This window comes from Achromobacter sp. (assembly GCF_032102605.1).
Taxonomy (GTDB): domain Bacteria; phylum Pseudomonadota; class Gammaproteobacteria; order Burkholderiales; family Burkholderiaceae_B; genus Achromobacter.
In genome coordinates, this window is record NZ_DAMDGT010000001.1 from 406389 (window position 1) to 421790 (window position 15402).

Annotated in this window: 12 protein-coding genes; 7 read left to right on the top strand and 5 right to left on the bottom strand. The window is 67.4% G+C overall.

Annotated features, from left to right (window positions below; translation table 11 throughout):
• Positions 1-8: 8 nt before the first annotated feature.
• Genes RT614_RS01925 through RT614_RS01935 form a run of 3 tightly spaced genes read left to right on the top strand, consistent with a single transcriptional unit; the run spans position 9 to position 2925 of the window.
• Positions 9-617 (top strand): cysteine hydrolase, encoded by a 609-nt coding sequence (locus RT614_RS01925; RefSeq protein ID WP_313619893.1) that lies wholly within the window; start codon positions 9-11, stop codon positions 615-617.
• Positions 614-2020 carry an FAD-dependent oxidoreductase gene (locus RT614_RS01930; protein ID WP_313619895.1) on the top strand — a complete coding sequence of 469 codons (1407 nt, stop codon included), beginning with the start codon at positions 614-616 and terminating at the stop codon, positions 2018-2020. The genes RT614_RS01925 and RT614_RS01930 overlap by 4 nt, the downstream gene beginning before the upstream one ends.
• A 41-nt stretch (positions 2021-2061) precedes the next feature.
• Positions 2062-2925, top strand: coding sequence for an oxaloacetate decarboxylase (locus tag RT614_RS01935; protein WP_313620634.1), 864 nt, complete (start codon positions 2062-2064; stop codon positions 2923-2925).
• A gap of 137 nt (positions 2926-3062) precedes the next feature.
• Here the strand turns inward: RT614_RS01935 and RT614_RS01940 are convergent, their stop codons facing one another.
• On the bottom strand, positions 3063-3683 hold the full coding sequence (locus RT614_RS01940) for a chorismate lyase (RefSeq protein ID WP_313619896.1): 621 nt from the start codon (positions 3681-3683) through the stop codon (positions 3063-3065).
• Between the two features lie 170 nt (positions 3684-3853).
• Here RT614_RS01940 and RT614_RS01945 point away from each other — a divergent pair, with 170 nt between their 5' ends.
• The gene (locus RT614_RS01945) at positions 3854-4585 is read left to right on the top strand and encodes a pseudouridine synthase (RefSeq protein ID WP_313619897.1); all 732 of its coding nucleotides are present in this window, start codon (positions 3854-3856) and stop codon (positions 4583-4585) included.
• A 198-nt stretch (positions 4586-4783) separates the two neighbouring features.
• Here the strand turns inward: RT614_RS01945 and RT614_RS01950 are convergent, their stop codons facing one another.
• Complete coding sequence (locus RT614_RS01950; protein WP_313620635.1) at positions 4784-5689, bottom strand: LysR family transcriptional regulator; 906 nt, start codon at positions 5687-5689, stop codon at positions 4784-4786.
• A gap of 351 nt (positions 5690-6040) precedes the next feature.
• Between RT614_RS01950 and RT614_RS01955 the strand changes: the two genes are divergently transcribed.
• From RT614_RS01955 to adeC, 3 genes are read left to right on the top strand one after another with little or no spacing between them, the layout of a single operon-like run.
• Entirely contained in the window at positions 6041-7216 is a 1176-nt protein-coding gene (locus tag RT614_RS01955; RefSeq protein WP_313620636.1) for an efflux RND transporter periplasmic adaptor subunit, read from the top strand.
• Between the two features lie 14 nt (positions 7217-7230).
• The gene (locus tag RT614_RS01960) at positions 7231-10410 is read left to right on the top strand and encodes an efflux RND transporter permease subunit (protein ID WP_313619899.1); all 3180 of its coding nucleotides are present in this window, start codon (positions 7231-7233) and stop codon (positions 10408-10410) included.
• Entirely contained in the window at positions 10410-11879 is a 1470-nt protein-coding gene (gene adeC / locus RT614_RS01965) for an AdeC/AdeK/OprM family multidrug efflux complex outer membrane factor (RefSeq protein ID WP_313619901.1), read from the top strand. Before RT614_RS01960 ends, adeC begins: the two co-directional genes overlap by 1 nt.
• 85 nt (positions 11880-11964) lie before the next feature.
• On the opposite strand, the gene RT614_RS01970 is transcribed toward adeC, so the two are convergent.
• The 3 genes from RT614_RS01970 to RT614_RS01980 form a co-directional block, all read right to left on the bottom strand.
• Positions 11965-12216, bottom strand: coding sequence for a GlsB/YeaQ/YmgE family stress response membrane protein (locus RT614_RS01970; protein ID WP_008158223.1), 252 nt, complete (start codon positions 12214-12216; stop codon positions 11965-11967).
• Between the two features lie 118 nt (positions 12217-12334).
• Positions 12335-12949 (bottom strand): SCO family protein, encoded by a 615-nt coding sequence (locus tag RT614_RS01975; protein WP_313619903.1) that lies wholly within the window; start codon positions 12947-12949, stop codon positions 12335-12337.
• 245 nt (positions 12950-13194) lie between these two features.
• A complete protein-coding gene (locus RT614_RS01980; protein ID WP_313619904.1) occupies positions 13195-15261 on the bottom strand; it encodes a M3 family metallopeptidase in 2067 nt (688 codons plus the stop codon).
• Between the last annotated feature and the right edge of the window lie 141 nt (positions 15262-15402).

Sequence of the window (15402 nt, forward strand, 5' to 3'; positions counted from 1 at the left end):
AGCGCGCCATGCAAACCTTCGATCCCCGCACCACCGCGCTGGTCATCATCGACCTGCAGAACGACTTCCTCGCGCCCGCCGGCGCCTACGACCGCGGCGGCGCGGTCAGCCCGCAGGCGCGCGCCTTGCCGGCGCGCGTGGCGCCGGTGGCCCGCGCCCTGAAAGCGCAGGGCGGATTCGTGGCGTCCAGCCAGTTCACGCTGTGGCCGGACGCGCACGGCGAGCCCATGATCTCGCCCCACCTCAAGCAATTGCGCCCCTTCCTGCGCAAGGGCGACTTCGTCGCCGGTTCGCCGGGCCAGGCCAATGTGGCCGAACTCGACGGGCTGGTCGACGTGTCGGTCTGGAAGGTGGCGTATTCGGCCTTCTTCAACACGCAGCTGGACTGGGTGCTGCGTCGCGCGGGCATTTCCAGCATCGTGGTGGCAGGCATCGTCACCAACGGCGGCGTGGCCAGCACGGTGCGCGACGCCCACATGCGCGACTATCACGTGACGGTGCTTGCCGACGGCTGCGCCGCGCCCACGCCCGCGATGCACGACGCCGCGCTGGCGGACCTGCGCACGGTGGCGGACGTCGTGTCGTGCCAGGACCTGCTGGACAGGCTGGCCTCGTGAGCGCCCCGGTCGTCAGAAGGGGGCGCGCGCCCGGCGCGGACGCGATGCACGTGCCGGTGGCCATCATCGGCGCGGGCGCCTGCGGCCTGACGGCGGCCCTGCGGCTCGCCAACGCCGGCATCGAGACCGTGCTGATCGAACGCGACGCCGCGCCCAGCGGGTCGTCGGCCTTGTCATCCGGCTTCATTCCCGCGGCCGGTTCGGCCGTGCAGCGCGCTGCCGGCATCGAGGACGACGCCCAGCGCTTCGCCGCAGACATCCAGGCCAAGGCCCACGGCACGGCTTCGCCCGAATTGGTCGCCGCCTACACGGGCGCGGCCGCCGACGCCATGGATACGCTGGCGCGGCACGGCCTGCGGTTCGAAGTGCTGGACGGATTCCTGTACCCGGGTCACACCGCGCGACGCATGCACACGCTGCCGGAGCGCACGGGCGCGGCGCTGGTCGCGGCCCTGGAGCGGGCGGCCACCGATGCGGGCGCTTACCTGCTGACGCGCGCGCTGGCGCGCGAGATCTGGGTGGACGATGACGGCCGCGTCACCGCGGTGGGCTGCGAGCGTCCCGATGGATCGGTCGACGTGATCGGCTGCGACGCGCTGATCCTGGCCTGCAACGGCTTCGGCGGCAACGCCGCGATGGTGGCGCAGCATCTGCCCGCCATGCGTGAGGCCGTCTATGGCGGACACGTCGGCAACGACGGCAGCGCCGTCGAATGGGGCACGCAGTTAGGCGCACGGCTGGCCGACCTGGGCGGCTACCAGGGCCACGGTTCCTGGGCCACGCCGCAGGGCGCGCTGATTTCCTGGGCCGTGATGATGGACGGCGGCGTGCAGATCAATGCCGACGGCCGCCGCTTCCATGACGAAACTCATGGCTATTCCGAGGCCGCCGTCCACGTGCTGGCGCAACCGGGCTCCGTGGCGTGGAACGTCTTCGACGACCGCACGCTGGCGCTGGCGCGGGGCTTTCCGGATTTCGTGGAGGCCGAGGCCGGTCAGGCGCTAAAGACCTGCGCGGACGCGCCAGCGCTGGCGGCGCTGATCGGCTGCGATCCGCAGGCGCTGCGCCAGACGTTGGAGGGAATTGCTCCCGGCGTTACGGACGCGCTGGGCCGCCGCTTCGAGCGGACGCTGCAGGCGCCGTACCACGCGATCAAAGTGACGGGCGCGCTGTTTCACACGCAGGGCGGGCTGGATATCGACGCGCAATGCCGCGTCCTGGACGAGTCCGGCCGCCCCTTGCCCAATCTGATGGCCGCTGGCGGCGCTGCCCGCGGCGTGTCCGGGAATGACGTGTCGGGCTATCTGTCCGGCAACGGCCTGCTCAGCGCCGTAGCGGGCGGCCATATCGCCGCGGCCACGGCGGCGGCGCTACTGGGCCGCACGCTGGAGCAGGGCGTGTAACCACTGAAAGAAGCCTCGCGCAGGCTTCGGGAACGGGAATGATGCAAAAACAGAATCTGAAAGCGCAGTTGGCGGCCGGCGCGGTGTTGGCCCCCGGCGTCTACGACGCCTTGTCGGCGCTGGTGGCGGAGCAGGCGGGATTCGACACGCTGTACCTGTCCGGCGCGTCGATCGCCTACACCCGCCTGGGCCGGTCGGACATCGGCCTGACCACGTACACCGAGGTCGAGGACACGCTGGCCCGCATCGCCGAGCGCGTGTCGGCTTCCGTCATCGTCGATGCCGACACGGGTTTTGGCAATGCGCTGAACACGCAGCGCACCGTCCGCGGCTTCGAGCGCGCGGGCGCCGCCATGATCCAGCTTGAGGACCAGACCTTTCCCAAGCGTTGCGGCCATCTGGACGGCAAAAACGTGATCCCGGCCGCCGAGATGTGCGGGAAGCTGCGTGCGGCCGTCGACGCCCGCGTCAACGCGTCCACGCTGATCCTGGCCCGCACCGACGCGCTGGCTTCCGAAGGCCTGGAGGCCGCGCTGGACCGCGCGGAATCGTATCTGGAAGCCGGCGCGGACGCGCTCTTCATCGAAGCGCTGCGCACGCCGGAACAGATGCGGGCGGCGTGTGACCGATTTGCGGCGCGCGTGCCGCTGCTGGCCAACATGGTGGAGGGCGGCAAGACGCCAGTGCAGGGCGCAAACGAATTGGCCGCGCTGGGGTTCAGGATCGTCATCTTTCCCGGAGGCACCGCGCGCGCCGTTGCGCACATGCTTCAAGGCTATTACGGCAGCCTGCGCCAGCACGGCACTACCGCGCCGTGGAAGGACAACATGCTGGACTTCGATGGCCTGAACGACGTGATCGGCACCCCCGAGCTGCTGGAGCAGGGGCGGCGCTACGAAGGTTGAGGCCGCCCCGGCCTGCCAGGTTCCGAAGGGCCTTGCGACCAGGCGAACCCCTGGCGCATCGTCTGGTCTCGGTCCAGGTCTAGGTCCGGGTCAGGTCCAGATCCGGGTCAGGTCCAGGCCCAGGTCAGGTCCAGGCTTCAGCGCGGCGTGCGCTGGTGCGGCACCAGAGGCGGCACCGGCTGGCCGGCGATAACGTCCCAGAACGCGGGCAGGAAGCACTCGGCCACCAGCAGCGGCTGGCCCTGGCGCCAGAACACGGACCGCCGCGCCCAGATGCGGCCGGCCTGCGTGGCGCGCTGTTCGGGCGCCAGGACGCCGGCGGCGGTCGCATGAAAGGGCACGGGCGACGCCAGGCGGCGGCAGGCGAACGGCGACCGGATGACGGTGCTGTCGTGATAAAGCATGTCGGCCAGCGGCCGCGTCAGCAGACGGCGCATGCCTTGCCAGGCGCCGTGCGAGGCGGTCAGCGGCGTCAGGCTGCGCGCGGGCACGCTGTCCACGCCGTTCACCGACATGAGCACCTCGCGCACCCAGACGGGCGATCCGGGCGCGATGCGCATCGCGCGGGCCTCGTCGGGCGGGGCGCCGTCTGCGTATTCGGCCAGCACGCGCAGCCGGACCTGGCCGACCTGGCGCAGGCCCGCGGTGAGCGCGCCCGGACGGAACAGCCAGTGGCGTTGGGCGGGGGACAGAATGGCCGGGGCTTGCGCCAGCCAGCCTGCGGCAAGTGGGGGGCGGTGTGCTGCGGATATCGTCATGGCTGCGTATTATGCCAAGCCCCGCTGACGGGACGTCTGCGTCGCAGTGCCGCAGGGGCGGGGGCGCACGGGCGGTGGCGATGCGGTTGTGACTGTCCGTCCTGACCGGCCGTCCTGACCGGCCGTCCTGACCGGCCGTCCTAACCGGCCATCCGCATACAATACCGCCCATGGAAAAAGTACGTATCTCCAAGCTCATGTCCGAGCGGGGCCTGTGTTCGCGCCGCGAGGCTGACAGCTATATTGAGCGCGGCTGGGTCCGCGTCGACGGCGTCGTGGTGTCCGAACTGGGCGCCCGGGCCTATCCTGATCAGGTCATCACGCTGGAACGCGCCGCCGCGGCGCGCCAGACGTCTCGCGTCACCATCCTGATCAACAAGCCCGTGGGTTATGTGTCCGGCCAGGCCGAAAAAGGCTATACGCCGGCCGTCGCCCTGATCGACTCGCGCTCCCGCTTTGCCGGGGACCGGGCGCCGCAGCGCTTCGAGCGCTCGCATCTGGACGGGCTGGCCGTCGCCGGACGCCTGGACATCGATTCGCAAGGCCTTCTGGTGCTCACGCAGGATGGTCGCGTCGCCAAACAGCTGATTGGCGAGGACTCCACCATCGACAAGGAATACCTGGTCAGAGTGCAGGGCGACCTGTCGGAAAACGGATTGAAGCTGCTCAACCACGGCCTGTCGCTGGACGGCAAGGCCCTCAAGCACGCCCAGGTGCGCTGGCAGAACCACGACCAACTCCGATTCGTGCTGCGCGAAGGCAAGAAGCGCCAGATCCGCCGCATGTGCGAACTGGTGGGTCTTAAGGTGATTGGCCTGAAGCGCGTGCGCATCGGCCGGGTGGCCCTGGGCGACCTGCCGCTGGGCCAATGGCGCTATCTGCGCGACGACGAAGCGTTTTGATCGGAAGGGGCTCGGCCCCAACCGGCGTCCGACACCCGCAGGGGAAGGTCTTCGATTCAAAACGGTTCCGCCTCGGTGCCGGATACCTTACGCGCAATCCAGCCGGCCAACGCCGTCAGACACGTCCCCGATTGGTCACGCTCCCCGACATCTGATGTCGAGGCCCGTCAGATTTTTCAATCTGTTTCGGTCTCAGCTTTATTTCATGAAAGCGGCGGTATCCTTCGCTTGCCGGTGGCTGCCCAGCCGCTCCATCAGGAACTCGATGAAGATCCGGGTCTTGGCGGGCAGAAGCCGCGTCTCGGTTACCGCATGGACCGGAAACGGACCCAGTTGCCAGTCTGGCAGCACGCGCTGCAACTGACCCGATTGCTGTTCCGCCAACTGGCCGCCCACCAGCACCGCGATGCCCGCGCCCAGCATGGCCAGGCGGCGGGCCATGGCGACGCCATTGACGGAGAACCGGTTGCCCGGCGTGAATTCAATGTGCTGCTGGCCATTGGTCAGCGGCCAGCGGGTCACGCGTCCGGCGCCCTCCGCGCGGAACTCTATGCACTCGTGCCGGGTCAAGTCGCTGGGGTGGCGCGGTTCGCCGTGCTTCTCCAGGTATTCGCGCGAGGCATACAGGTGGGCGGGCAGCATGCCCAGCAGCCTTGCAATCTGGGTCGAATCCGGCAAATCGCCGATTTCGATCGAAACGTCGCAGGTCTGGAACACGCGCGACGCGTGGTCGGGATTCGCGAGATCCAGGAAAAACGTCACATCGGGATAGCGCCGGGAAAACTCCATGAATGACTCAGCCAGGAAGTCCGTGCCGAAATCCGCGGGCATGTTCACCCGCAGCGGTCCGGCAGGCGTGTCCACCAGCTTCTGCAGTTCTTCATGGGCGATCTGCGCCTCGGCCACGATGCGCTGGCAGCGCTCGAAGTACAGCCGCCCCGCGTCGGTCAGTTCCACCTTGCGGGTGGTGCGGCTCAGCAGCCGCAGGCCCACCGACCGCTCCAGTTCGGCCACCTGGCGAGACAAGGTGGACTTCGGCACGCCCAGCGTTGCCGCAGCGCGGCTAAAACTGTGCGTTTTGGCCACCTCGACGAAGAGTTCCATTCCCTGTAGGCGTTTCATGACGGCGATTTTGTCATAGTGGGGATCGGACAATTGTCCCATAAATGGAATGATGTTTTCTCAACAGGCCCCTTTGTTTCTAAAGCGGGATAACTCAGAATGCGAGTTCTGCAATGCAGCAATGCGATAAACGTCCAGCCTTGCGTGTTCAACGCGAAACCACCCAAGTCGATCCACGCGGACCGCGCCAAGACGGTCTGATGGGCTGATGTTCTTCGCAGGATCGCCCCAGGCAAACCGGCCCGCACAGGGCATTCAAGCACGCCGCGCATGCGCGGCGTGGGGCTGTTTTTTTTGAAATCGGGAATGCAATCTATGAATAAGAAAAGCGCTATGTGGCGCAGCGCGGCCGTCGTTGCGATGACGGCATCGGCTCTGACACTGGCCGCTTGCGGCAAGAAGCAAGAGGCGCCCCAGGCGGGCAAGCCGCAAGTGACGGTTGTCACTCTGACGACGCAGCCCGTTTCCCTGACCACCGAATTGCCGGGCCGTACGTCACCGTACCGGGTGGCCGAAGTGCGGCCCCAGGTCAACGGCATCGTCCAGAAGCGGCTTTTCACTGAAGGCGGCGAGGTCAAGGCCGGGGCCCAGCTCTATCAGATCGATCCTGCCCTCTACCAGGCCAATGTAGACAGCCAGAAGGCCGCGCTGGCGCGCGCCCAGGCGCAGCAGAAGACGGCCGCCTTGCTGGCCGAGCGCTACAAGCCCCTGGTGGCGACCCGCGCGGTCAGCCAGCAGACCTACGACAACGCCGTCGCCTCGCGCGACCAGGCCGCCGCCGACGTGCTGTCGGCCAAGGCCGCGCTGGACACGGCGCGCATCAACCTCGTCTACACCAAGGTCCTGTCGCCGATCGACGGCATCATCGGTCGCTCCGCGGTCACCGAAGGCGCGCTCGTCACGGCCAACCAGACCAACGCGCTTGCCGCGGTGCAGCAGATCGACCCGATCTACGTCGACGTGACCCAGTCCAGCGTCCAGCTGCTGCGCCTGCAGGACGCGCTGGCCAGCGGCCAGCTGAAGAAGGCGGACGGCGAAGAGGCCGCGCTGGTGACGCTGACCCTGGAAGACGGCTCGCAATACAAAGAGACCGGCAAGCTGCAGTTTTCCGAAGTGACCGTCGATCAGGGCACGGGCTCGATCACGCTGCGCGCGGTGTTCCCCAACCCGGACCGCCGCCTCCTGCCGGGCATGTTCGTGCGCGCCCGCCTGGCCGACGGCGTGGCCGCCGACGGCCTGCTGGTGCCGCAGCGCGGCGTGACGCGCAACCAGCGCGGCCTGCCCACGGCGCTGGTCGTCAACGCCAAGAACCAGGTCGAACTGCGCGAACTCAAGACCGATCGCGCCATCGGCGACAAGTGGCTGGTCACGGGCGGCCTGGCCGCCGGCGACAAGGTCATCGTGGAAGGGCTGCAGATGGTGCGGCCCGGCGTTGAGGTCGTCGCCACCGAGGCCGGCGCCAAGACGCAGCAGCCGCAGGCGGCCAACCCCGCTCCGGCCAAGCAGTAATCAGGGAGCCATGCATGGCAAAGTTTTTTATCGATAGGCCGGTTTTTGCCTGGGTGATCGCGATCGTGCTGATGATGGCCGGCGCGCTGTCCATCCTGCAATTGCCGGTCGCCCAGTACCCCAACATCGCGCCGCCCGCCATCGGCATCGCGGTGACCTACCCGGGCGCGTCCGCGCAGACCGTGCAGGACACCGTGGTGCAGGTGATCGAACAGCAGATGAACGGGCTCGACGGCCTGCAGTACATCTCCTCGGAAAGCAATTCCGACGGCAGCATGTCCATCACGCTGACCTTCAAGCAGGGCACCAACCCCGACACCGCGCAGGTGCAGGTCCAGAACAAGCTGGCGCTGGCGCAGCCGCTCCTGCCGCAGGAAGTGCAGCAGCAGGGCATCCGCGTCACCAAGGCCACGAAGAACTTCCTGATCGTGGCAGGCTTCGTGTCCACCGACGGCACGATGACCAAGGACGACCTGGCCGACTACGTCGCGTCGTACGTCCAGGATCCCATCAGCCGCACGCAGGGCGTGGGCGACTTCCAGCTTTTCGGTTCGCAGTACGCGATGCGCATCTGGCTGGATCCCGCCAAGCTCGTCAATTACGGGCTGACGACGGTCGACGTCACCACCGCGATCAAGGAACAGAACGTGCAGGTGTCGTCCGGGCAACTGGGCGGCCTGCCGTCCGTGCGCGGCCAGCAGCTCAACGCCACGATCATCGGACCGTCGCGCCTGCAGACTGCCGAGGACTTCGGCCAGATCCTGCTGAAGGTCAATTCCGACGGCTCGCAGGTGCGCCTGGGCGATGTCTCGCGCATCGAACTCGGCGGCCAGACCTACGCCATCGACAGCTTCTACAACGGCAAGCCGGCCTCCGGCCTGGCGATCAAGCTGGCGCCGGGCGCCAATGCGCTGGATACGGCGCAGGCGGTGCGCGACACCATCAACAACCTGAAGCCGTATTTCCCGCCGGGCATGGACGTCGTCTATCCGTATGACACGACGCCGTTCGTCAGCCTGTCGATCCACGAAGTGTTCAAGACGCTGGTCGAAGCCATCATCCTGGTCTTCCTGGTGATGTATCTGTTCCTGCAGAACTTCCGCGCCACGATCATCCCCACGCTGGCCGTGCCGGTGGTGCTGCTGGGCACGTTCGGCGTGCTGGCGGCGTTCGGATATTCCATCAATACCCTGACCATGTTCGGGATGGTGCTGGCCATCGGCCTGCTGGTTGACGACGCCATCGTGGTGGTCGAAAACGTCGAGCGGGTGATGGCCGAAGAGGGCCTCACACCCAAGCAGGCCACGCGCAAGTCCATGAGCCAGATCACCGGCGCGCTGATCGGCATCGCGATGGTGCTGGCCGCCGTGTTCATTCCCATGGCGTTCTTCGGCGGGTCCACGGGCGTGATCTATCGCCAGTTCTCGATCACGATCGTGTCGTCCATGGTGCTGTCCGTCATCGTGGCCATCGTGTTCACGCCGGCGCTGTGCGCCACGCTGCTCAAGCCCATTCCCAAGGGCCATCACGGCGCCAAGAAGGGCTTCTTCGGCTGGTTCAACCGCACGTTCGAGCGCAGCAGCAACGGCTACGCCAACACCGTGGCGCGCGGGCTGAACCGCACCAAGCGCCTGATGGTGGTGTACCTGGCCCTGGTCATCGCGATGGGCTGGATGTTCACCCGCATCCCGACTGCGTTCCTGCCGGCCGAAGACCAGGGCATTCTGTTCGCCCAGATCCAGACGCCCGCCGGCGCCACCGCCGAGGCCACCAAGGCCGTCATCGACGACGCCACCAACTACCTGCTGACCGAAGAAAAAGACGCGGTGACCTCGGTGTTCGCGGTCAACGGCTTCAACTTCGGCGGCCGCGGCCAGAACGCGTCCATCCTGTTCATCAAGCTGCGCGACTGGGAAGAACGCGGCGACGCCAGCCTGAAGGCTGCCGCCGTGGCGGCGCGCGCCAACGCGCATTTCGGCAAGACCGAGCGCCGCGCGCAACTGTTCGTGGTGCCGCCGCCGTCCGTGATGGAACTGGGCAACGTCACCGGCTTTGACTTCCAGTTGATGGACCGCGCGGGCGTGGGCCACGAAAAGTTGCTTGCCGCGCGCAACCAGCTTCTGGGCGAAGCCGGCAAGAGCCCGGTGCTGGTGGGCGTGCGTCCCAACGGCATCGAGGATGCGCCGCAGTACCAGCTGGACATCGACCGCGAAAAGGCCCGCGCACTGGGCGTGGCCGTGTCGGACATCAACAGCACGCTGGCTACCGCTTGGGGGTCGTCGTACGTCAACGACTTCATCGACCGCGGCCGCGTGAAGAAGGTGTTCGCGCAGGGCGAGGCCTCGTCGCGCATGCTGCCGGAAGACCTGAACAAATGGTACGTGCGCAACAAGGATGGCGACATGGTGCCGTTCTCGGCGTTCTCCAGCGCAACCTGGAGCTTCGGTCCGCAGAAGTTGAATCGCTACAACGGCGTGCCGTCGTACAACATCCAGGGCCAGGCGGCGCCGGGCTACAGCTCGGGCGCGGCCATGGAAGAAATGGAACGCCTGGCGGCCAAGCTGCCGGTGGGCGTGGGCTTCGAATGGACGGGGCTGTCCTTCGAAGAACGCCTGTCCGGCGCGCAGGCGCCGGCGCTCTACGCGATCTCGCTGATCGTGGTGTTCCTGTGCCTGGCGGCGCTGTATGAAAGCTGGACCATCCCGTCCGCGGTGATGCTGGTGGTTCCGTTGGGCATCATCGGCGCGCTGCTGGCGACGCTGATGCGCGGCCTGTCGAACGACGTGTACTTCCAGGTGGGTCTGCTCACCACAATCGGGCTGGCGGCCAAAAACGCCATCCTGATCGTGGAGTTCGCCAAGGAGCACTACGAGGCGGGCGCCAGCCTGACCGAGTCGGCCATCCACGCCGCCCGCCAGCGCCTGCGTCCCATCCTGATGACGTCCCTGGCGTTCATCCTGGGCGTGACCCCGCTGGCGATCTCCAGCGGCGCGGGCTCGGGCAGCCAGAACGCCATCGGCACGGGCGTGATCGGCGGCATGCTGACCGGCACCTTCCTGGCCATCTTCTTCGTTCCGGCCTTCTTCGTGATCATGCTGCGCGTATTCAAGGTCAAGCGCATGAGCGAAAACGTCGACAAGCACGATACCAGCGCCAAGACCGCGCACGACGTGCCGGCGGAGGGTCAACCGTAATGAAACTCCCGATGAGAACCCTGTTGTCTGTTTCCCTGGCGGCGGCCCTGGCGGGCTGCTCGCTGGCCCCCACGTACGAACGCCCGGACGCGCCGATCGATACGGCCTATCCCACGGGTGCGGCCTACAACGCGGCCCAGGCGGCCGCGCCGGGCGGCATGGCCGTGGCCGATATCGGCTGGCGCGACTTCTTCGGCGATCCGCTGCTGCAACAGCTGATAGAACAATCGCTGGTGAACAACCGCGACCTGCGCGTGGCGGCCTTGAACGTCGAAGCGGCGCGCGCCCAGTACCGCATCCAGCGCGCCGACCTGCTGCCCAGCGTCGGCGTCGCCGGCCAGAATTCGGCCCAGCGCACGCCGGCCGACCTGTCGCCCAGCGGCCAGGCCACCACCAGCCACAGCTACCAGGTGGGCGCCGCCATGTCCGCCTGGGAACTGGACCTGTTCGGCCGCATCCGCAGCCTCAGCGACCAGGCGCTGGAATCCTACCTGGCGCTGGACGAGACGCGCACGGCGACCCAGCTCACGCTGATCGCCGAAGTCGCCAACGCCTACCTGACGCTGCGCGCCGACCAGGAGCTGCTCAGCCTGACTCGCGACACGCTCAAGAGCCAGGAAGACTCGTTCAACCTGACCAAGCAGAGCTATGACCAGGGCCTGTCCACGGCGCTGGACCTGAGCCAGGCCGAAGTGTCGCTGCGCACGGCCCAGCGCAACCTGTCGCAATACACGCGCCAGGCCGCGCAGGACCGCAATGCGCTGGTGCTGCTGGTGGGCCAGCCCATGTCGCCTGAAATGACGGCGGCGCTGGACAGCGCGGTCAAGCTGGACGACGGCATGCTGCCCACCACGCTGCCCGCCGGCCTGCCGTCGGACCTGCTGGTGCGCCGCCCGGACATTCGTGCCGCCGAGCACCAGCTCAAGGGCGCCAACGCCAACATCGGCGCGGCGCGCGCGGCGTTCTTCCCCACCATCAGCCTGACGGGCTCGGCCGGCACCGCCAGCGCCAGTCTGGGCGGCCTGTTCGAGGGCGGCTCCGGCGCCTGGAGCTTCGTGCCCCAGATCACCGTGCCCATCTTCGCGGGCGGCTCGCTGCTGGCGGGCCTTGACCTGGCCAAGGTGCAGAAGAACATCCAGGTGGCGCAGTACGAAAAGTCCATCCAGACGGGCTTTCGCGAGGTCGCCGACGCCCTGGCCGGGCGCGGCACGCTGGACGAACAGATCGAGGCGCAGCGCCTGCTGGTGGACGCCAACCAGCGCGCCTACGACGCGTCGGAACAACGCTTCCGCCAGGGCATCGACGACTACCTGAGCGTGTTGGATTCCCAACGCTCGCTGTACACCTCGCAGCAGGCGCTGGTCGACACGCGTCTGGCTCGCCTGGCCAACCTGGTCACCTTGTACAAGGTGCTGGGGGGCGGTTGGACCGAACGCACGGTGGAGGCTGCGGCCACGCCGGCCGGCTGAGTCCTGCCGGCTCTTCGGGCGCCGTCCATGCAAAACGGGCCGATCTTGCGATCGGCCCGTTTTTTATTTCCGCCTGGCGGGTACGTCAGGTGCGCTTTTTGGCGATCAGGCCCACCACGAACAGCACGATGATCGCGCCGACGACGGATCCGATCCAGCCTGCGGGCTCGCCCGGCTGATACCAGCCAAGCGACTGGCCAAGGAAGCCGGCCACGACGGCGCCGATGATGCCCAGAATGGTGGTCATGATGATCCCCATGTTCTGGTCCCCGGGCATGATGGCGCGGGCGATCAGGCCCACGATGAACCCGACGATGATCATGATGATGATGCTCATGCGCGTACTCCTTGCTAGGTAAAAGGGGCGAGGTGGACTGATGATACCCACGGCCCGCGCGCCGTCGCTGTAACAACTGGTGTGCGGACCCCGCTGGCGGGGCGCCGCCTCGCCAGGATCAGGAAGTCAGGTCGATGAGCTGGCGGACGTCCTTGGTCAGCGCCTCGATGCTGTCGGTGTCGGACGCCAGGAGCCGCGCGCGGCCGTCCTTGTCGAATATGTACACGCCGCGGCTGTGCGTGACCTCGTACATGTCGGCGTCGTCGCCGGGGCGGGGCTTTTCGATCTGGTAGGCCACGCGGTAGCGGCGGGCCAGGTCGGCGATCTGCTTTTCGTCGCCGGTGACGCCGATGGCGTTGTTGTTGAAGGCGTTGACGTAGGCCTGCAGGATGTCGGGTGTGTCGCGGTGCGGATCCACGCTGACGAACAGGATGCGCACGTCCTTGGCCTTGTCGCCCAGGTTCTGCAGCACCGCGGTCAGTTGCGCCATGGTGGTCGGGCAGATGTCGGGGCAGCTTGCGTAGCCGAAGAACAGCAGCACCGTCTTGCCCTTGAGGTCGTCGCTGCTGACGGTTTTGCCGCCCGCGCCGGGCAGCGAGAACTTCAGGTCCGGCAGGTGGCCCTTCACGTTGTAGAGCGTCCAGTCGACGTTCCTGTCGCCGCAGGCGGCAAGAAACACGCACAAAGCCAACAGCAGGCCGCGAAAGGCGCGGCCGGAAATGAGGTGTCGCATGAGTCCAGTAGCCGGAAAGGGGTAAACCTTCCGGATTCTACCTGCTGCGGGGCGCGCAAGCGGGGCGGGGCGCCGCAGTCTTGTGCCGCCGCAAGCGCGACCAAAAAATAGGCCCGCGCGAAGGCGGGCCGTCTTGGGACAGAGGCGAGAAGCTATGGTGCGCCGATCGTTCACACCCTGCGAAAGCGCGCTGCATTGCGCAGCAGCATCGCGAGGGCGTCAGACACCGGCGCGCCGGTGAGGCATCAGCTTGCCGTCATGCCGCTGTGGCGCAGCAGCGCGTCGATGCGCGGCGCGCGGCCGCGGAATGCGGCGAAGGAATCCGCCGCGGGGCGCGAACCGCCCACGGCCAGCACTTCGCGGCGGAACCGCGCGCCGGTTTCGGGATCCAGCGTGCCCAGCGCGTTGCCGGCCTGTTTCGCGGCGGCCTCTTCGAAGGCCTCGTACGCATCGGCCGAGAGGACCTCGGCCCACTTGTAGCTGTAATAGCCGGCGCCGTAGCCGCCGGCGAACAGGTGCGAAAAGGCGTGCGGCAGGCGATGCCAGGCGGGCGGGAACAGCACCGCGACTTCCTTGCGCACATCCTGCAGCAGGGCCAGCACCTCGGAGATCGAGGCGCCCTTGCTGCGGTCATGCATCAGCATGTCGAACAGCGCGAATTCGATCTGGCGCACGGTCTGCATGCCGCTCTGGTAGTTGCGGGCGGCGACCATGCGGTCATACAGCGCGCGCGGCAGCGGTTCGCCGGAGTCCACGTGGGCAGACAGCTTTTGCACCACGGCCCATTCCCAGCAGAAGTTCTCCATGAACTGCGAAGGCAGTTCGATGGCGTCCCATTCCACGCTGGCGAACGCGGCGGCGCCGGGTTCGTCGACCTCGGACAGCAGCGCGTGCAGGGCGTGGCCGGTTTCATGGAACAGCGTGATGACGTCGTCGTGCGTCAGCACGGCGGGGCGATCACCGTTGGGGCGCGAGAAATTGCACGTCAGGTACGCGATGGGCGTCTGCAGCTTGCCGGCCACGACGCGGCGCGTGCGCTCGCTGTCGACCCAGGCGCCGTTCTGCTTGCCGGCGCGCGCGTAGAGGTCCAGGTACAGGTGGCCGATCAGCTTGCCGTCGGGGCTTTCCACCCGAACGCCGCGCACGTCGGCGTGCCAGGATGACACCGGCGTTTCCGTCAGGCGCACGTCGAACAGGGTCTGGATGACGTCGAACAGGCCCGCCAGCACGCGCGGTTCGGTGAAATACTGCTTCACCTCGTCTTCCGAGTAGGCATAGCGCGATTCGCGCAGGCGTTCGGAGGCATAGGCGACGTCCCAGGGCTGCAGGCTGTCCAGCCCCAGCTCGCCGGTGGCATAGGCCGTCAGTTCGGCCAGGTCGCGCTGCGCGTAGGGCTTGGCGCGCGCGGCCAGGTCGCGCAGGAATTCGGTGACTTCCTTGGCGTCGCGGGCCATGCGCGTCTGCAGGCGCAGGGCGGCAAACGTGCCCAGGCCCAGCAGGCCGGATTCTTCGGCGCGCAAGGCCAGCAATTCTTCGATGAGCGGGGAATTGTCGAACTTGGCTTCGCCCTGTTCGGACGCCACCGTGCCGTAGCCGCGGTACAGCGCTTCACGCAGCGAGCGGTCTTGCGCGTACTGCATCACCGGCAGGTAGCAGGGCATCTTCAGCGTCAGCTTCCAGCCCGGCTTGCCGTCTTCCTCGGCGGCGGCGCGGGCCGCGGCTTGCACGTCGGCCGGAATGCCGGCCAGGCGCGCTTCGTCTTCCACGAACAGCGACCAGGCGTCGATGGAATCCAGGACGTTTTCCGAGAACTTCTGCGAGGCTTGGGCTTCGCGGTCGGAAATTTCGGCATAGCGGTCGCGGTCGGCGCCTTGAAGTTCGACGCCGCTGAGGCGGAAGTCGCGCAAGGCCATTTCGACGATGCGGCGGCGCACCGGCGTCCACGACGCAAAATCGGGGGCGGCGGCCAGGCGCTGGTATTGCTTGTACAGGCCTTCGTGCAGGCCCACCCACGTGGAGAATTCGGTCACCAGGGGCAGGGCGGCGTTGTAGGCCTCGCGCAGTTCGGGCGTGTTGACCACGGCGTTCAGATGGCCCGCCACCGACCAGGCGCGCCACAGGCGTTCGGACGCGGTATCCAGGGGCTCGGCCACGGCTTCCCAGGTGGGCGCAAGGGCGGGGTCGGCGGCGTGGTCGACGGCCTTGCGGGCGATGCCCAGCAGTTCCTCGACGGCGGGCACGATGTGCCCGGGCTTGACGGCCGCGTAATCGACCAGGTCGGAAACAGGGGCGAGCAGGGGATTCTGGGTCATGGTGTTACCGGCTTGAATGAGGGCGGGCGGCGCGGTCGGCGCGCCGGCGATGGAGATAAGGATCAGGTAAGGGCAAATCGCCCAAACGCAAGGTGCGCAGGCGTGATGGCCGGGCAAACAGCATGTCAATCGTCGGCTGAC